Consider the following 16,944-nt stretch of genomic DNA (forward strand, 5'->3'; position numbering starts at 1 on the left):
CCTCTCTGGAGATGTTGACCATGAGCACTTCCACCCTGGAAGACGAGATCCGCGAGTTCGTCCTGACCTCGGTCATCGACGAGATGAACATCCTGCTCAGCCGCGACGGCATCACGGACGACAGTCCGGTGACCGTCGGCGGGCTGGACGTCGACTCCCTGAGTCTGATCGAACTCACCCTGCGCCTGGAGTCGCGCTTCGGCGTCGAGATCCCCGACACCGACATCGAACCCCTGGCCACCCTGACCCTCGGCGGGCTCGTCGCCGAGGTCGTACGACGCGGGGCGAAGGCATGAGCACGAGCATGGGTGCCACGGGCACCGACATCACCACCGACTCCGTACGGGAGCTGCTGTCGGACCGCAAGGTCTTCCCCGGGCTGCCCGACGATCTCGACGAGGACGCCGAACTCGTCCTGGACTCACTGGGGTTGGTGTGGCTGCTCCATGTCGTGGAGGAGCGGTACGGGCTGATCGTCGAGCCCTCCGACGACGACATCGCCGGGATGACCTCGCTGCGCCGGCTCACCGGATATCTGCGTACCGCCCAGAAGGAGGGCGCCCGGGATGACTCGTGAAGTCGCGGTGACCGGATACGGCGTACAGACCGCGTTCGGTGAGGGGGTGGAGGTCTTGCGGCGGGGGGTGTTCGCGGGGGTGCCGGCGTTTCGGCCCACTACCCGGTTCGACACGGGGCCTTATCGGACGGGGGTGGCCGCTGCCGCGCCTGACCGAGGGGATGTTGTCGACGGGGTCGAGGGGTGGGCCTTGCGGGATGCGCTTCGGCGGTGTGGGGGTGAGGCGTTGGGGATGGCCGGGTTGGGGGTGGATCTCGAGGCGGCTGTGCTGGTTGGGGTTGCTGGGGATCATCGGAGTGTTACCCGGTACTGGCGGGGCGCCCCTCCGGGGGGAGTGTCGAGTGTCGGGCGCGGGTCCGTTGTGGCTGGTCGCGCAGTTCCCCGCGCCCCTATAGGGGCGCCCACCGTGCCGGAGTTGGAAAGCTACGCCGATGCCGTACCTGCTCGGCTTGCCGAGTTGTTGGGTGGCGGGCTGGGGCTGGTTGGGACCCGGCTCGCCTTCACCAATGCCTGTGTCGCGTCCGCTGCCGCGATTGTTCATGCCTGTCGGTTGATCTCCTCCGGGCGGATCGATGTCGCCCTCTGTGCGGGTGGGTATCTGGTCGAGGAGGAGACCTTCGGGAAGTTCGACTCCGGGCGGGCGTTGTCGCGGGACGGCGTGGTGCGGCCGTTCAGTGCCGATCGCAGCGGGCTGCTGCTGGGCGACGGGGTCGCGGCCGTCGTACTGGAGTCCGCCGAGCACGCCCGGCGTCGCGGGGCCCGGCCGCTCGCCTCGGTCGTCGGCTGGGGCGCCGCCGGCGACGCCCACCACATCGCCCAGCCGCATCCGGAAGGCGCCGGTCTCGCCCGCGCCGCGCAACAGGCGTCCCGGATGGCCGGGGACCCCGACGGGGCCTCCCTCGACTACATCAACGCCCATGGCACCGGCACCAAGTACAACGACGGCGCCGAGACACGCGGCCTGCGCGCCGCCTTCCCCAAGTGGGCCGAGTCGATACCGGTCAGCTCGACCAAGTCCACCACCGGTCACCTCCTGGAGGCGGCGGGCGTCGTGGAGTTCGTCATCACGATGCTGGCCCTGCTGGACGGCGTACTCCCGCCGACCGCCGGATACGGCGCCCCCGACCCGGAGTGCGACCTCGACTACGTACCGAACGAGCCGCGCCGCGTCGACGCGCACCGCGCTCTCACCGTCAACGCCGCCTTCGGGGGCGCCAACACCGCACTCCTCCTGGAGCGGCCGTGACCACGACCGACGAGAACCCCCTCCGTTCCTCCCGTGCCTCCCTCTCCGTGCTCGCCGCCGCCACCGCCACCCACGGCACCGGCCGGGACGGCGACATCGCGCTGCCCAAGCTGCCCGGCTTCGTCGAGTCGGCGTTCAGTCCGCTGGCGTACGAGGTGAGCGCGAGGTGTCTGACCGGGTGCCCGGGGGACGGCGCCCGTACCGCGGTGGCGCTGGCCAGTCTCGCGGGGGACACCACCACCGCCGACCTGGCGAGCCGGCGCATGGTGTCAGGGCGGGTCCACAACCCCCTGCTGTTCATGCAGGCGACCGCCAACTCCGTGCTGGGGCACATCAGTCGGGAGTTCGGCATCACGGGCCAGATGTTCAGCATCTCCACCCTGGACGACCCCCTGGGCGAACTCCTGTCCATGGCCGATGTGTTGCTGGACGATCCCGAGCTCGACCGTGTCCTGGTGCTGGGCGTCGAACTGGGCGGCAGCGAGCGCGTGGCCGCCGTACACCGCGAACTGGAGGCGGAGAACGGGCTGACGTTCCCCGATCTCCCCGCGTCGGCCGGCCTCGCGGCGGCGATGCTCCTCGGCCGTCCCGGCGACGGCGCGTCCGGGGTGCAGGTGCCGATCGAGCGCACCGGCGGCGCCGTCCAACCCGGCACCATCCAGACCCTGTTCGCGCTGGCCGCCGTCCACGCCGATCCACGTACCGACCCGGAGAGGACCCCCACCCATGCTCATCAGTAGGCAGGAGCGGGCCCGGATCTGCTCCGACACCGAACTGGGCGCCGGCAACATCCTGGCCCGGCTGGCGGTGTACGACCGTCCACTCGACGAGGTCGTCCTCCGCACCGACGGCAACTGGCGTGCCCCTGACGGCAGTTGCCCGCACGAACTCACCCTCGGGGAGCTGCGGGAGGACGTCGAGGCCTACGCGGGCTGGTATACCACCCAGGGTGTCCGCCCCCGCGACCCCGTCGCCATCCACTCCTACTCGAGCGCCGAGTTCGCGGTGAACTTCCTGGCGCTGACCTCCCTCGGCGCGATCCCCTCGTTCGTCAACGGCAACCTCCCGCCCGACATCGCGCGGGAGTACGTACGACGACAAGGCGCCGTGGGTGCCTTCACGGACCTCGAGCACCACGACGTACTGGCGTCACCGGCCTCCGGCCTCGGCTTCTGCGCGACCGCCGCCGACATCCGCCCCGAGCACCGTGCCGCGCTGCCGCCCTCCCACCCCTACCGCCATGACCCGAGCGACCCGGTGCTCATCTCGCACTCGTCCGGAACCACCGGTATGCCCAAGGGAGTTCCGCACACACACCAGACCCTGATGTACGCGCAGCTGCACCGACTGCGCTACTCCACCGGCACCGACATGGAACGCACCCTCGTCGGACTGCCCGGCGCGCACAACGCGATGGTGGCGACGCTGCTGTACTGCCTGCTCCTGCGCACCGACATCAAACTCCTCTCCAGCCAGCGCGGCCCCGAAGTGCTGGACACCATCGAGGAGTTCAGGCCCACCACCGTGCTGGCGTTCGCCGGGACCTTCGGTGAGATGGCCGCCGAGGACCTGTCGGCCCGCGACCTGTCCAGCGTGCAGGTGTGGTTCAACACCGGGGACGCGGCCCACGAGGCGCACATCCGGGCCCTCGTAGGGCACGGCAGCCACCAGACGGTCGAAAGGGCGGGCACCGATCTGCGGCACGTACGGGTCGACGGGTCGGTCTTCGTCGACGGGCTCGGCTCCTCCGAGGCCGGCTACTCCGTCTTCCACAACCGGCACACCAAGGACACCTCGGCGTACTCCCGTTGCGTCGGCAGGCCGATCAGCTTCGCCGAGGCCGCCGTACTCGCCGAGGACGGCACCCCGCTGCCGCCCGGCGAGATCGGCCGCCTGGGCCTCAAGTCCCCTACCCTCACGCCCGGTTACTGGAACGACTCGCTGACCTGGAACCGTATGCGCCTCGGCGGCTACTGGCTCACCGGCGACCTCGCCCACCAGGACGCGGACGGCAACTTCTACCACCTCGACCGCGCCCCGGACGCCATCCGCACCCGCGCCGGCGTCGTCTTCAGCACCCGCACCGAGGAACTCCTCCTCCGCGAACTGCCCGAACTGGCCGACTGCACGGTGGTCGGGGTCGCCGACGACGGCGTACGGGCCGACTGGGACGGCGACGGGGTGGCGGACGCGTACGCGCTGCTCCAACTCTCCGACGAAGTGACCGAGGAGGAAGGGGAGTTGACCGTGCGCGTCAACTCGGTGCTCCGGGCCGCCGGGTTCCCCCCGGTCACCCGCGCCCTGCGCATGAAGCCCGACGACGTCGCCAAGGGCGCCACCGGCAAGGTTCTCAAACGGGTGATGCGCGACCGCTTCGCCGCCAAGGAGCAGCGATGAGCACGGGCAGCACAGGCAGCACCGGCAGCGAGGACGTCAACCACCGCGCCCGGGCCGGCGAGGCCTACCGCTTGTGGTGGCAGCACGACGCGCACTGGTACCAGGGGGTGGCGAGCCGGTTCGGGCAGGAAGCCGCGAACGAGCTCAACGCCGAGGCGCTGCGCAAGGTCGCGACGCATGTCGCCCAGCGCGTCGGCCGCCTCTCGGGCCCGCTTCCCGCCACCGGCGACACCCACAAGGACCTGGAGGAACTGCGCCGCCGGTACGACGAGTGCGGCGACCGGATGTTCCCCCCGGAACTGCGCAACGCGTCCACGGAGGTCGAGGAGGTCACCGACGACGACGGTCTGATCGTCCTCACGCTCCGCCGGAGCTTCGCCGTCACCATGGTGCGGATGGCGGGTTCGCTGGACGGCTACCGGTGCCCGTGCACCGACATCCACGCGGGCTGGTCCGAGGGCCTCGGCGTCACCCTCACGGAGAACCGCGCCGAGACCTGCCTGCGCGACGGCGACAAGGCCTGCCGCCTGCTGATACGCGTAAGCACCCCCCTCGCTCACCACCCCACCCACGACGACGACATGGAGGACTGAACGCCGTGCGGATACTTGTCGCCGGAGCCACCGGAGTGGTCGGACATCCGCTGGTGGGCGCGCTGCGGGCGCGGGGCCACCAGGTGACCGCGCTGGTACGGGAGGAGTCCCGGGCGCGCGCTCCGGAAGCGGACGCCGTCGTGGTCGCCGACGCCCTCGACCCACAGGCACTGTCGGCCGCCGCCACGGACGCACGCCCCGACGTGGTCGTCCATCAGCTGTCGGCGCTGCGGCTGCTGCGCGACGACCCGCCGGAGGCCTTCGCGCGGACCGCGCGGCTGCGCGTCGAGGGCACCGCCAACCTGCTCGCGGCGGCCCGTGCGGCCGGTGCGGGGCGCCTGGTCGCGCAGAGCATCGCCTTCGCCGCCGCCCCGACCCGGGACACGGTCGTCGACGAGGACGCCCCGCTGTACGTGGACGCCCCCGACCCCGGCTGGGCGGCCACCGTACGGGCGGTCGCCGAGCTGGAGACCCAAGTCCTGGACGGCTACCCGGAGTTGAGCGGCCTGGTGCTGCGGTACGGGACGCTGTACGGCCCCGGCACCGCGTACGCCCGTACCGACGGCGGGACGTCGGGGCGGGTGCTGGCGGGGAAGCTGCCGCTGCCCGAGGGCGGGGCCGGGGTCACCTCGTTCCTGCATGTGGAGGACGCCGTGGGGGCGGCTGTGGCGGCCGTGGAGTCGGAGGTGAGCGGCACACTCCACATCACGGATGACGAACCGGCCCCGGCCGCACAGTGGTTACCGCACTTCGCCCGCGCCCTGGACGCCCCGCCGCCGCGCACGATCCCGGCGGCGATGGCACCCCGGCTGCTCGGCTGGTTCATGGCCCACCAGCTCACCTCGGCGGCCGGCGCGTCGAACGCCCGGGCGCGTACGGAACTCGGCTGGAAGCCGCTGCTGCCGAGCTGGCGCGACGGACTGGGCCAGGAATGACCGGCATCGAGGGTATCGAGGGCATCGGAGGCGTCGTCCGATGGGAGAAGTGAGAGCGAGCGAGGTCAGCGAGGCCGGTGCCGGAGGGGAGGTCTCCCGGTCGTCGTCGTGGCGCGTCCTCCTGGTCGTGGTCTGCGCCCAGATGCTGATCTGGCTGGACACTTCGGTCCTCAACGTCGCCGTCACCACCCTGGCCGACCCGGCGGACGGACTGGGCGCGTCCCCGGGCGAGTTGGAGTGGGTGGCGAGCGCCTACACCCTGGTCTTCGCCGGCGCCCTCTTCGCGGGCGGCGCGCTGGCCGACCGCTTCGGCCCCCGGTCCACGCTCCTGGCGGGCCTGGCGCTGTTCGGCGCGGCCTCGGGAGCCGGGGCCTTCGTCTCGTCGCCGGGCTGGCTGATCGTGGCGCGGGCCGTGATGGGCGCGGGCAGCGCGCTGCTGATGCCGGCGACGCTGTCGGTGATCGTGCAGAGCACCCCGGAGGAGAAACGCACCCGGGCGATCGCGATCTGGAGCTCGTCCAGCGGCCTGGGGGTGGCGGTCGGCCCGGTGGTGGGCGGGGCGCTGCTCAGCAACTTCTGGTGGGGCTCGGTGTTCCTGGTCAACGTGCCGATCGTGCTGCTGTGCATGGCCGGAGTCGCCCTGTTCGTACCGGAGTTGAGGGGCCCGGTGCGCAGGCGACTGGACCTGCCCGGTCTTGCCCTGTCGGTCGCCGGCCTCGGCGGGGTCGTGTACGGCATCATCGAGCTGGGCAACGGCCGTACCTGGTACGGCTCCCACGTCCTCCTCCCCCTCCTCCTGGGCGGCGCGCTGCTGACCGCGTTCGTCGCGGCCCAGCGCAGGTCGCCGGCGCCCAGTCTGGACGTACGACTGTTCCGGCAGCCGGGGTTCGCTGCCGGGAGCGTGGTGCTGCTGATCGCGTTCATGGCCCTGGCGGGCCACCTCTTCTACGCGGCCTTCTACCTCCAGGGTCCCCGGGGCCTCGCCCCCTCCGACGCCGGTCTGGTGATGATCGCCGCCGCGATCGGCATCGTCCTGGGCAGTCAGGCGTCCCCGGCCATGAGCCGCCGTCTGACGTCCCGTTGGACGGTGGCGGCCGGTGTCCTGGCCACGGCGGTCACGTACATCGCGTACGCCTGGCTGGACGGCGGCACGCCCCTCTGGTTCATCGCCGCGCTGCTGTGGATCCAGGGCTTCGGCATGGGCCTGGTCGGTACGCCGGTCACGGCCGTGATGATGAGCGGGGTCCCGCCACAGCTCGCGGGCGCGGGGTCGGCGCTCAACAGCGTCACCCGTCAGGTGGGCGGCACGCTGGGGGTGGCGATGGCCGGTTCGATCCTCTCGGGCGTGTACCGCTCCCGCATGTCCGATCCATCCGAACTACCCACAGCAGTAAGTGAGTTGCCCCCACCCCTCGCCTCCCAGGCCCGCACGTCGGCCGAGGCGGCCCGCTCCCTGGCCGATTCCCTCCACCTGCCCGAACTGGCGACCACGGCCGACCGCGCGTTCCTCGACGCGATGCACGCCGCCACCCTCTCCATCGCCGCCCTGGCCTTCATCGGCTTCGCGGTGTCGGTGGCGGGCCTGCGCACCCGCCCCGGGAGGCAGAAGTGATCACGGAGCAGCAGGCAACGCCTCGCTCGGTCCTCGTCACCGGCGGGAACAGGGGGATCGGGCTGGCCATAGCCCGGCGTTTCGCGAGGGCGGGCGACCGGGTCGCGGTCACCTACCGGGGAGAGAAACCGCCGGAGGTGGCGGATGCGGCGGTTTCGGAGGGATTCCTGTCCGTACGCTGCGATGTGACGGACAGTCAGCAGGTAGACCGGGCCTTCATGGAGGCCGAGGCGGCACACGGTCCGGTGACGGTCCTGGTCGCCAACGCCGGCACCTCCAACGACCGTCTGCTGGTGCGGATGACGGAGGAGGACTTCACCTCGGTGGTCGACACCAACCTCACCGGCGCCTTCCGGGTCACCCAGCGCGCGGTGCGCGGAATGCTCCGCGAGGGACACGGCCGTATCGTCCTCATCTCCTCCACGGCGGCCCTGCACGGTTCCGCGGGCCAGACCAACTACGCAGCGTCCAAGGCGGGGTTGATCGGCTTCGCCCGCTCCCTCACCCGTGAACTGGGCCCACGGGACATCACCTGCAACGTGGTGTCCCCGGGCCTCACACAAACGGACATGAGCGCCGCCCTCACCCCCGACCAGCGCCGCACCCTTCTCCGTCAGACCCCGGCCGGCCGCCTGGCCCGCCCGGACGAGGTCGCGGACGCGGTGGCGTTCCTGGCGGGAGCGGATGCCGGCTATGTGCGGGGGGCGGTGATTCCGGTGGACGGGGGTGCGGGGCTGGGGCACTGAGGTGGTGCGAGGTCACCCTTCAGAAACAGAGGCAGCGCCTCTTCAGGCCACCGAGGACCGTCCGCCGGATGACAGGTCGTCCGGCCGGCCGCTGTCGTGGGCGGTGAAGACGAAGGCGGACTGATCACCGTCGAGGTCGATGGTCAGCGACGCGTCCATGGCCTTCGCCAGCCGGGTGAGCAGTGGCAAGGTGGGTACGGAGTCTCCGCCCTCGATAAGGGAGATCTGCGGCTGGGTCATGCCTGCCCGCCGCGCCAACTCGGACTGTGACAAACCGAGCTCCGTACGGCGGTCATGAACGGCTTGGGCAAGAGCAAACGCGTAACCGGCCTCCACATACGCGGAGCTCTCCACGATCTGCTCCCCCAGGAGCTTCCGCGTCCGGCTGGTCTTCCACTTGGAGTGGTTCACAGTTCCTCCCTGCTCCGGTCGTAGGTGTGCTCGGCAGGACCGTGCTCCCCTTCACACACCTTCTGTGCCTGCCGAGCGCGACCGACCTCGGCCTCCTCACGCTGTCGACTCTTACGGAAGACAGTCAGAAGATCGGCACGGCTCGTCTAGCATCAACACATGCGTTTATGGCGGAGTCATGACAGCATCCCGGACCTGCGCTCCCTCCCCCGCGACCCGCGGGCCGACGAGTATCCGATGCCGATCGTTCCGTACGGCTGGTACGCCGTGCTCCGCAGTGCCGAGTTGCGGCCGGGCAAGGTCGTCAGCCTCCACTACTTCGGCCGGGCGCTCATCGCCTTCCGGGGCGCCGACGGACAGGCGACCGTCCGGGACGCCCACTGTCCCCACTACGGCGCACACCTGGGCGCCGGCGGGAAGGTCGTGGACGGCACGGTCGTCTGCCCCTTCCACGGCTGGCGGTTCGGTACGGACGGCAAGTGCGTGGAGGCTCCGTTCGCCGCCCGCACCCCCAAGGTGTCCCTCGGCGGATTCCCGGTCCGCGAGCACAGCGGGCTCGTTCTCGTGTACGCCGGTCCGGGCGAACCGGCGTGGGAGGTTCCCGCGATCCCCGAGACGGAGTCCAAGGACTACGCGGCGCCGATCGACGACACCTGCCGGGCGCGCATCCACGTCCAGGAGATGCGCGAGAACATCGTCGACGAGTCCCACTTCCACTTCATCCACGGCCAGAGCGAGCCGCCCGTCCAGGACTGGAGCGAGGACGGCCCGTACGCCGAGGCCCGCGGCCGGATCGCCCGGCGCGTCCTGCGCTGGGACATCGACAACACCTTCGACGCGTTCATGTACGGCCCGGGCGTCATGGTGGTCCGCGTGCACGGCCCCGTCCTGTCGGTGACGGCGGTCGCCCTCACCACCCCGGTCGACGACCGCACGAGCGAACTCCGGATGCTGTACTACGTCCGCAAACCGTCCCGCTTCCCGTTCCGGCTGCTGACCCCCGCCCTCAAACTCGCCTTCCGTGTGGAAGCCCTCGGTGAGGTGCGCGAGGAGGTCGAGATCTGGGACCACAAGATCCACCAGGCCCGCCCGGTGCTGCTCCCCCACGAGAAGGGGATCAGGGCGCTGCGGCGGTGGTACGGGCAGTTCTATCCGTCGGAGGCGAGGCCTGGAGGACACGTGATCCCGGCGCCGCGTCCGCTGAAGGGGTCACGTAACTGAGCGCACCCGCCGCCCAGTTGGGGGCTGACCTCATCCCCTCCGCCCACCCGTCCTCAACTGTCGGCGCGCTGTGTCATCATGCGGACGCATACGACAGTGAGGCCGAGCCACGGTCCATCGACTGCCAGGGGGTTGGGGATGGGCGGGGACAGAGAACCGGACGGCTCGTCCAAGTCCGACGAGGAGTGGGAGCGGTTTCTGCGCGAGTCGGTGGAGGGCACCGCCGACGCGCCCAAGGAGCCGTCGGCGCGGGCCCGCGAGGTGGCGAAACGGCTGCGCGCGGAGCCCGACCGGCCCCCGGAGGGCTGGCGCAGCCACACACCCGCGCCGCCCAGACGACGCACCGGCTGGTACGTGCTCGGACTGCTGGCCGCGGTGCTGCTGCTCGTGGTGGCGCTCGCGCCGGGGCGAATACTCGACCTCTTCGCCGGTGACGACCCCGCGTCCCCGCCGCAGGCGGCCGAGACCACCCGCCCGACCCAGGCACCCCCGACGGTGGCGCCCCAACGCCCCACCGCGGACGAGCCGTTCCGCGGTTCACCGGCGGCGAGCTGGGCCGACGGAGCGGCGGGGATCACCGTGCCGAAGGCCAGGGCGGTCGGCTGGATGAACAAGGCCGAGGTCGAACAGGCCCTGGCCCGCAGCCGGGACTTCCTGGTGGAGTCGAACCTGGACCGGGGGGTGCTGCGAGGCGAGCGGCCCAAGAAGGCGATCACCCTGCTCAACCCGCGCCAGAAGGACGTACAGAACCTCCTCAAAACCGCGTTCCGCACCCCCGGCGAGAAGAGCGACCCCCTCCTCCTCTTCAGCCGCTTCCAGCCCGCCCACACCCGCCTGGTCGGCGACATCGTGAAGACCCGGGGCCTGCTCACCTACCGGAAGGGCGAGCACGGCGCGCTCGAGGTGACCGCCGACGTCACCTTCGTCTACCCGGTCACCCGCGCGGACGCGGTCGGCAACGACGCCGAGATCGTGCGCACGATCGTCCGACGCGAACTGGTCATGAGCTGGGACGACCCCGCCGAGGTGGTCACGGAGCCGGGCACGTTCTCGGTCGTCTCGTACAAGTACGACATGACCAACGGCGGCTGCGGCACCCCCACGGGCTACCTGACCCCGCCCTTCGACAAGGACCCCCAGTCGAACAAGGACACCGGCCCGGAAATGGACCCGTACGACCGCAGCACACCGGTCGGCCAGGACGCCCCCGCCGGGGACGAGTGCAGAAGGGCGACGCGGTCCTAGCGGGCGTTGCCAAGTGGAACGACACGATGGGCGCAGCCCACATCGAACGCCTCACACGCATCCGTCAGCGCATCAACCAGGGCGGCCGCTACGACACCACCCACACCCGCCTGCTGTGCTTCGCTTCGGCGGCGCACGCTTCAACGACAAGGCACACGCCGCCGCGGCGACCTCACCAGCCGTTCAACTCGTCGACCTGGCCGGTCTCTACGGCCAGGCATGAGCGAGCGCGACATGGAAGGTGGGCGTGTCACCGTGATCGGCGGTGCTCTCTCACTACTCCAGGCTCAGCGCTTGATGTACTCCACAAAGTTGTCCCAGGCCGCTTGTGAAGCGACCAGGACCGGCCCGTAGGGGATCTTACTGTCGCGAACCGGTACGGCGCCTTGGCCCAGGAACGCGACTTCCACGCAGGCCGACTGCGCGTTGCTGCGGCTGGACTTGATCCATATCGCGTGCGTCAGATCAATCTTTTCCATAACTCCCTGCCACTTCAGAGATCAGGTCTCTTGACGCCTGATCGTCAAGCGCCGTGTTCCAGATGTTGCTGAAAGCTGCGTCGTAGCTCGCCACTTCGCTCGCCTTGTCCAGGTACAGGTCACCGGTGTACCCGTCCGCGTACACCGTGGGCGGCTCGGTCGGGCTGCCGTCCCCGTTGAGCGGGAACCGCAGGATGCCGAACGGGCCTGACATGACACCCAGATGTAGTCCCGCGCTGAACGGAACCACCTTGACCGTGACGTTGGGGTACTCACTGACCTTCAGTAGGTGTCGGAACTGACCGATCCCGCCAGGCACATCAGTTTGGAGGACCTGGCGGGCGACACTGCCGCGATCTGGGAGGGAGATCAGGCCCAGCACGTCCTGTCTCTGATCGCCAATCTACCGGGCAGTGAGCTGTACCGCTGCTTCCTCCCCGGCTGGGGAATCCGGGCGCACAACTCCACCGATCAGCTCTTCGAGATCGCCTTCTGCTTCCGCTGTCACGGCGCCCGCATCTGGGGGCCGGACCTTCCTGTCGAACAACAAGGCCAGACCTTCGACGCGGAGAGCCCTGCCGCCCCAGGGCTTCGGCATAGTCGCGTGACGTCCGTTTCATGATCATGTGAGTCCAAGGAGGGCGAGCGGCCTGCTGGCGTCGCGGGCGTTGTGCCGGAGGCCTGCGGCGATGTTGGTCTTCCCGGCGAGGCGGAGGGCGCCGATGGCGAGGTTGCGCCAGGTCGCCATGGCGCGGGGTGCGGCGCCGGTCCGTAGCTGGGAGGCGTCCTCGGTGAACGTCACGTCTCGGATGTGGTGCAGGGCTTCGATCTTCCAGTGGCCGCGGATGAGTCGAGCGAGCTCGGCGGGTACGGTCTGTTCCGCGGTGAGACTGGTGACCGCGTAGACGGTCTTGATGCTGATCTTGCCGGTCTTGCGGTCCACTCGTCGGCGCTTGAGCTGGACGGCCTGGCGGGCGCCGGGGAAGAGCAGGTTGCTCACCGTGCACACCTTGATCCTGCGGATCTCGCCCCGGCCGTGCACGGCGGCGCGGGTGCGGTTCTGCAGCGGAATCTGCTTCCACGGAAGGGACTTGAGCTGCTTGCGGAGCTTCTTCTGGTTCCCCTTCACAATCACGACGTAGTGCGCGTCCCGGCTAAGCAGGTAGTCGGCGTGCTCACGCTGGGTGTGCATCGCGTCGCTGGTCACCACCACGCCTGCCAGGTCGGTCACGGTCTCCAGCAGCGGCTGGAAGCAGGTGATCTCGTTGGTCTTCTCGCCCACGTCGAGTTGGGCCATCACCAAGCCAACGGCTTGGTCCAGCGCGGCAAGCAGGTGGATCTTGCGGCCCTGGGCGCGTGCCGCGCCACGCAGACTCTTCCCGTCGACCGCGAGTCCGCGCAGCCGGCCGCCGCTGCTGCCGCGCCGGTTGGCCAGCCAACGGCCCACCGCCTGATCCAACGCGTCGCCGTCGATACGGGCCAGCAGCCGCCGCACGGTCGTCTCCGCGGGCCGGCACCGTTTGGGGCACAATGGATCGATCCGCACACCGAGACGTTGGAGCACATGCGGCGGGGCGTCAGTGATCCACTCGCCGACCGCCAGCAACGACGTCGCCCCGGCCAGCACTGCGCACGCGGTCAACGCGAGTACGACGACCAGAGCGTGCCGCACACCGCGAGGATCGCGCGGGTCGGGCACCTCAGCCAGCCGCTCCAGCAGGCCCGGGATCTCCTCGAGTACAGCTTCAGGATGCTCGCTGAGTTGGTCAAAGGCAGGCGGGATCGGCGATGATGCATCGGCAGGCACGGTCTTCCACACAGGTCACGGGGCGTCGAGAACTACATGATCTTGGAAGCCCGCCAGATCGTCACGGACCGGACGTCAAGCGGCAACGCCGAAGCCCTGGTCGGCGATGCCGCCGCTCTGTCTTCGCCGGCGGCGGAACCCCACGGGGTTGGCCGTCACCGAGATGCAGTGCCTCGCTGTGCTCGACGAGGACGTCCCAGTCACCGACGGCCGCTGCGTCCTACCGACAGCAGGGAACGTGGGTTGCGATCCGCAGGACGACAGGGGGCTGCTTGCGCCCCCTTCACATGCGGTCAGCCGGGCGCTTCCATGACGGGTCACGGCCCGCCAGTCCCAGAGCGCGGTCAAACAGCGGCGCGGTCGGCGGCACGCTGACCTCAGGACCGAACACCCCGTACTGCCTGGCCATCTCGGCCTTGCCGGCAATGTCCTCGTACAGCGCTGCCGCGAGTTCGTCGTCCACGTTCAGCTTCTGCCCGGTGGCCACCGCCAGGTCCCAGCCGTGCAGCAGCCACTCGCCCAGCACGATCCCACCGATGAAGCGGGCCGGCATCCGCCCGTTCCCGGTCAGCGCCGTCTCGCCAGCCCATGCCTCCGGAGCGCTCCAGACGGCGGCGGTTGCCGCCGACCGGGCGGCATACGCCTCGGCCCAATCCGGCTCCGCGGTGAAGTCATGCCCCTCCGCCACTTCATTCGGAGCCTGCGGCGGCTGCTTCAGTCCCGCGGCGTGCCCCCGCACGCCGGTCAAGAAGATCAGGTGATTCAGGAGTGCACCGACCTTCAGCTCCGGACACGGTGTGCGCCCGTCGAACGCGTCCGGCCCGATCCCTCGGACGATGTCCACCGCCGCTTTAGAGGCTCGGGCCATCACAGATCTCGTCTCCACGTCATCCCTTCCCCGGTTGCTGTCAGGCACGGTAGACAGGACGACGATGACGGGTATTGAACAAACGCGACAGCGGGCCATCCTCGACCCGCGCACCGCGGCTGAGCGGTTCCGACTCGACCACCAGCCGGCCCCGGCGGATCTGACCCCATTCGTAGACGGGTACTGGATCCTCCACTGGGACCTGACCGAACCACACCGGCAGCAAGTCCTCACTCACCCGGTGGTCCACCTCACCTTCACCACCGGTGGGCAGGCCCACATCACAGGCATCGTCAGCGACACGTTCACCCGAGAGATCTCTGGCACCGGCCGGGCCCTCGGCCTGCGATTCCGGCCCGGCGGCTTCCGCCCCTTCCTCACCGCCCCGGTGTCCACCCTCACCGACCGAGTCCTGGACATCGAAGAGATCTTCGGCCCGGCAGCGCGGGCAGCAACAGACGCCATCATCACCGAACCCTGCGTGCCCACCGCGCTCCACCTCGCAGCCACGCTCCTGCGCGACTTCCGGCCCACGCCCGACCCTGCCATCGACAAGGCGGCCAGGCTGGTCGAAACGATCAGCACCGACCCTGCTGTTCTACGAGTGTCCCAGCTGGCCGCGATCGCCGACATGAGCGTGCGCCGGCTGCAGAGGCTGTTCGCCGAATACGTCGGCATCGGACCCAAGTGGGTGATCCGGCGAGCCCGCATGCAGGAAGCCGCCGCACGGGCGGCCACCGACCCGCAGGACTGGTCCGCTCTCGCCGCCGAACTGGGCTACGCCGATCAAGCACACTTCACCCGGGACTTCACTGCATCCATAGGCACCTCCCCGGCGAGGTACGCATCATCGGCGTCCCGCCGATGATGCGCCGGCAGGCACGAGCTTCCATTCGGATCACAGAGCGTCGAGAGCTCCGTGATCGTGAAAGCACGTGCCTGTCACGTCCCCACAACCTCGCCAAGCCGTCAGATCGTCACGAACCGGATGTCTAACGACTACGCCGAAGCCCTGCCTGCCGCCCTTGAACTGCTTCGCCGATTTCGCTCCTGCCTGCCGGACTGAACTGATCCAGGTCTGTACGGACAGGGGTGAGCGAGCCCGACTGGGATCCCTCGGGCGTACAACCCGACATGCCCTTCGACAGTCCAACTGGGCATTTACAGGAGGGGTGTCCATACCCATGCTCACGTCATTCATCCGCCGAGCCAGTTCGAGAGGCGTCGTCCTGGGGGTGCTGGCCCTGCTGCTGAGCCTGCCGACCAGTGCCGTGCATGCCGCGGCACCGGACCCGCAGCCCCCGCACGAAGACAACCTGAACTACGTGTTCCGCGACCTCACCGTCACACCGGCGAAGGTCGACTTCGACCATCACACGGTGACCGTGACCGGTACCTTGGCGAACCGCTACGCCGATGACAGTGCCAAGCCGCCGGTGGCCGGGCAGACCGTGGATCTGGTGCAGTGGGGGATCATCACCCAGGACAACCCCAATCCTTCGGTTCCGAGCATCGACGTTTTCGACCGGCTGGGCACGGTGACCACTGACGCGCGCGGACACTTCCGGCTGGCGAACGCGGTGATCGACCAACGCATCCCGGACCCCTTTGGCAACCAGAGTGTGTACTCGGTGTATGTGTACGCGATGCGACGGCTGGACCCCGCCGTCTACGGTTCATGGGGCACCAACTCGCACGTCAGCGTGGAGAGCACGGCGAGCGCGACCCGCCTCCGAGCCGGCTACAAAGTCGGCCCGAGGATCGATGGCACCCGGAAAGTCACCGCCGAGGGCTACTGGGAGCGGAAAGACGGCCGGACCTGGAAGCCCCTCAAGGGCGGCACCGTGACGGTGTACTACACGACCCAGGATCCCTCAGCGAATTTCCAGGGCACAGCGACCACCGGGGCGGACGGCCACTTCTCGCTGACCTTCACGGCGACAGCCGACGGAACGGCCACTACGTTCCTGAGCTCGGTACCTGCCGCGCTCGCGTCCTACGTGGATTCCCCAACAGACGAGATGGCCTGGCAGTACGTCAACGTTTCCAAGGCGGATCCCACACCGACGCCTACACCCACGCCCACGCCTTCCCATCACGCCACACCCACGCCCACGCCCACGCCCACCCACGACTCGACACCCGCACCCTCACCCACCTCCACCCCCCGTCCCACGCCCGCCCCGAGCACCTCGGAAACGCCCACGCCTGGCGGGACCACACCGGACACGACCCCCACGGCCAACGCCCCCCAGCCGCTCGCCGCGACCGGCACCAACAGCGCGACCCTGCTGGTCGGCAGCGCCGCCCTCGCGATCGCCGGCGCCACGCTGGTGACCGCCGTCCGCCGCCGGACCCGTCAGAACTAGAAATCCGGTCTGATTCAGGCGCCCCAGAACCCGGTCGATGTCAGGGGGCGTCTGTTCCGGCCATGCGCAGCCGCTGGGCCAGCAGCAGGGCGCCCCCGGCCGCCGCCCCCACCGCCAGGAACCCCCCGGACGAGCGCCAGGACAGCACCGACCACCTCGAATGCGCCGAGAACAACGATCCCGTGCTCAGCCACGACCCCGTCGAGATCAGGGACAGGGAGGAGCCGATCGAGCCGATGGACAGGGCGCTTCCGATCGAGCCGATCGACAGGGCCGAACCCACCGACCCCACGGACAGCACCGAGCCCACCGAGCCGATCGACAGCACCGAGTCCTGCGACCACAACGACAGCACCGAACCTGAGGAGGCGCGGCAGGTCGACCGTTCGGGCAGCTTTGTCATGAGGTCATCCTGCCCGACGGTCGCGTCCCTGCAGG

The 16,944-nt window shown here is 69.7% G+C and carries 20 protein-coding genes and 1 pseudogene; 14 read left to right on the top strand and 7 right to left on the bottom strand.

The window, feature by feature from the left end:
• The first annotated feature begins 11 nt into the window (after nt 1-11).
• Genes PV396_RS18450 through fabG form a run of 9 tightly spaced genes read left to right on the top strand, consistent with a single transcriptional unit; the run spans nt 12 to nt 8,106 of the window.
• The gene (locus tag PV396_RS18450; protein ID WP_319205859.1) at nt 12-296 is read left to right on the top strand and encodes an acyl carrier protein; all 285 of its coding nucleotides are present in this window, start codon (nt 12-14) and stop codon (nt 294-296) included.
• Nucleotides 293-577 (top strand): acyl carrier protein, encoded by a 285-nt coding sequence (locus PV396_RS18455; RefSeq protein WP_319205860.1) that lies wholly within the window; start codon nt 293-295, stop codon nt 575-577. The genes PV396_RS18450 and PV396_RS18455 overlap by 4 nt, the downstream gene beginning before the upstream one ends.
• Entirely contained in the window at nt 567-1,823 is a 1,257-nt protein-coding gene (locus PV396_RS18460; protein WP_319205861.1) for a beta-ketoacyl-[acyl-carrier-protein] synthase family protein, read from the top strand. Before PV396_RS18455 ends, PV396_RS18460 begins: the two co-directional genes overlap by 11 nt.
• Nucleotides 1,820-2,563 (top strand): hypothetical protein, encoded by a 744-nt coding sequence (locus PV396_RS18465; RefSeq protein ID WP_319205862.1) that lies wholly within the window; start codon nt 1,820-1,822, stop codon nt 2,561-2,563. Before PV396_RS18460 ends, PV396_RS18465 begins: the two co-directional genes overlap by 4 nt.
• On the top strand, nt 2,550-4,220 hold the full coding sequence (locus PV396_RS18470; protein WP_319205863.1) for a class I adenylate-forming enzyme family protein: 1,671 nt from the start codon (nt 2,550-2,552) through the stop codon (nt 4,218-4,220). Before PV396_RS18465 ends, PV396_RS18470 begins: the two co-directional genes overlap by 14 nt.
• Complete coding sequence (locus PV396_RS18475; protein WP_319205864.1) at nt 4,217-4,813, top strand: hypothetical protein; 597 nt, start codon at nt 4,217-4,219, stop codon at nt 4,811-4,813. The genes PV396_RS18470 and PV396_RS18475 overlap by 4 nt, the downstream gene beginning before the upstream one ends.
• 5 nt (nt 4,814-4,818) lie before the next feature.
• The gene (locus tag PV396_RS18480) at nt 4,819-5,748 is read left to right on the top strand and encodes an NAD(P)-dependent oxidoreductase (RefSeq protein WP_319205865.1); all 930 of its coding nucleotides are present in this window, start codon (nt 4,819-4,821) and stop codon (nt 5,746-5,748) included.
• A gap of 40 nt (nt 5,749-5,788) precedes the next feature.
• Nucleotides 5,789-7,360: an MFS transporter gene (locus PV396_RS18485; RefSeq protein ID WP_319205866.1), complete on the top strand. Its 1,572-nt coding sequence runs from the start codon at nt 5,789-5,791 to the stop codon at nt 7,358-7,360.
• Nucleotides 7,360-8,106 (top strand): 3-oxoacyl-ACP reductase FabG, encoded by a 747-nt coding sequence (gene fabG / locus PV396_RS18490; RefSeq protein ID WP_319206347.1) that lies wholly within the window; start codon nt 7,360-7,362, stop codon nt 8,104-8,106. The genes PV396_RS18485 and fabG overlap by 1 nt, the downstream gene beginning before the upstream one ends.
• Nucleotides 8,107-8,148: 42 nt before the next feature.
• On the opposite strand, the gene PV396_RS18495 is transcribed toward fabG, so the two are convergent.
• Both PV396_RS18495 and PV396_RS18500 read right to left on the bottom strand, forming a co-directional pair.
• Entirely contained in the window at nt 8,149-8,517 is a 369-nt protein-coding gene (locus PV396_RS18495) for a helix-turn-helix transcriptional regulator (protein ID WP_319205867.1), read from the bottom strand.
• Nucleotides 8,514-8,657, bottom strand: a pseudogene (locus tag PV396_RS18500) (type II toxin-antitoxin system RelE/ParE family toxin); the annotation flags it as partial. The pseudogene PV396_RS18500 and the gene PV396_RS18495, both read right to left, overlap by 4 nt.
• Before the next feature lie 19 nt (nt 8,658-8,676).
• Here PV396_RS18500 and PV396_RS18505 point away from each other — a divergent pair.
• On the top strand, nt 8,677-9,738 hold the full coding sequence (locus PV396_RS18505) for a Rieske 2Fe-2S domain-containing protein (RefSeq protein WP_319205868.1): 1,062 nt from the start codon (nt 8,677-8,679) through the stop codon (nt 9,736-9,738).
• Nucleotides 9,739-9,876: 138 nt separating this feature from the next.
• Nucleotides 9,877-10,983, top strand: a complete 1,107-nt coding sequence (locus PV396_RS18510) for a hypothetical protein (RefSeq protein WP_319205869.1) — start codon at nt 9,877-9,879, stop codon at nt 10,981-10,983.
• A gap of 287 nt (nt 10,984-11,270) precedes the next feature.
• Here the strand turns inward: PV396_RS18510 and PV396_RS18515 are convergent, their stop codons facing one another.
• Both PV396_RS18515 and PV396_RS18520 read right to left on the bottom strand, forming a co-directional pair.
• Nucleotides 11,271-11,462 (bottom strand): DUF397 domain-containing protein, encoded by a 192-nt coding sequence (locus tag PV396_RS18515; RefSeq protein ID WP_319205870.1) that lies wholly within the window; start codon nt 11,460-11,462, stop codon nt 11,271-11,273.
• Nucleotides 11,449-11,844 carry a DUF5753 domain-containing protein gene (locus PV396_RS18520; protein ID WP_319205871.1) on the bottom strand — a complete coding sequence of 132 codons (396 nt, stop codon included), beginning with the start codon at nt 11,842-11,844 and terminating at the stop codon, nt 11,449-11,451. Before PV396_RS18520 ends, PV396_RS18515 begins: the two co-directional genes overlap by 14 nt.
• Here PV396_RS18520 and PV396_RS18525 point away from each other — a divergent pair.
• On the top strand, nt 11,752-12,084 hold the full coding sequence (locus tag PV396_RS18525; RefSeq protein WP_319205872.1) for a hypothetical protein: 333 nt from the start codon (nt 11,752-11,754) through the stop codon (nt 12,082-12,084). The two genes, PV396_RS18520 and PV396_RS18525, sit on opposite strands and share 93 nt — an antisense overlap.
• Here the strand turns inward: PV396_RS18525 and PV396_RS18530 are convergent, their stop codons facing one another.
• Together PV396_RS18530 and PV396_RS18535 are read right to left on the bottom strand one after the other, a co-directional pair.
• Nucleotides 12,085-13,269: an ISAs1 family transposase gene (locus tag PV396_RS18530; protein WP_319205873.1), complete on the bottom strand. Its 1,185-nt coding sequence runs from the start codon at nt 13,267-13,269 to the stop codon at nt 12,085-12,087. It lies immediately after the preceding gene.
• 283 nt (nt 13,270-13,552) lie between these two features.
• The gene (locus PV396_RS18535) at nt 13,553-14,185 is read right to left on the bottom strand and encodes a TIGR03086 family metal-binding protein (protein ID WP_319205874.1); all 633 of its coding nucleotides are present in this window, start codon (nt 14,183-14,185) and stop codon (nt 13,553-13,555) included.
• Between the two features lie 16 nt (nt 14,186-14,201).
• Here PV396_RS18535 and PV396_RS18540 point away from each other — a divergent pair, with 16 nt between their 5' ends.
• Both PV396_RS18540 and PV396_RS18545 read left to right on the top strand, forming a co-directional pair.
• Entirely contained in the window at nt 14,202-15,005 is an 804-nt protein-coding gene (locus tag PV396_RS18540) for an AraC family transcriptional regulator (RefSeq protein WP_319205875.1), read from the top strand.
• Nucleotides 15,006-15,321: 316 nt separating this feature from the next.
• Nucleotides 15,322-16,506, top strand: coding sequence for a hypothetical protein (locus PV396_RS18545; RefSeq protein WP_319205876.1), 1,185 nt, complete (start codon nt 15,322-15,324; stop codon nt 16,504-16,506).
• A 40-nt stretch (nt 16,507-16,546) separates the two neighbouring features.
• Here the strand turns inward: PV396_RS18545 and PV396_RS18550 are convergent, their stop codons facing one another.
• Nucleotides 16,547-16,909, bottom strand: coding sequence for a hypothetical protein (locus tag PV396_RS18550; RefSeq protein WP_319205877.1), 363 nt, complete (start codon nt 16,907-16,909; stop codon nt 16,547-16,549).
• Nucleotides 16,910-16,944 lie beyond the last annotated feature (35 nt).

The sequence above is a fragment of the Streptomyces sp. ME02-8801-2C genome, from assembly GCF_033793965.1.
GTDB lineage: Bacteria > Actinomycetota > Actinomycetes > Streptomycetales > Streptomycetaceae > Streptomyces.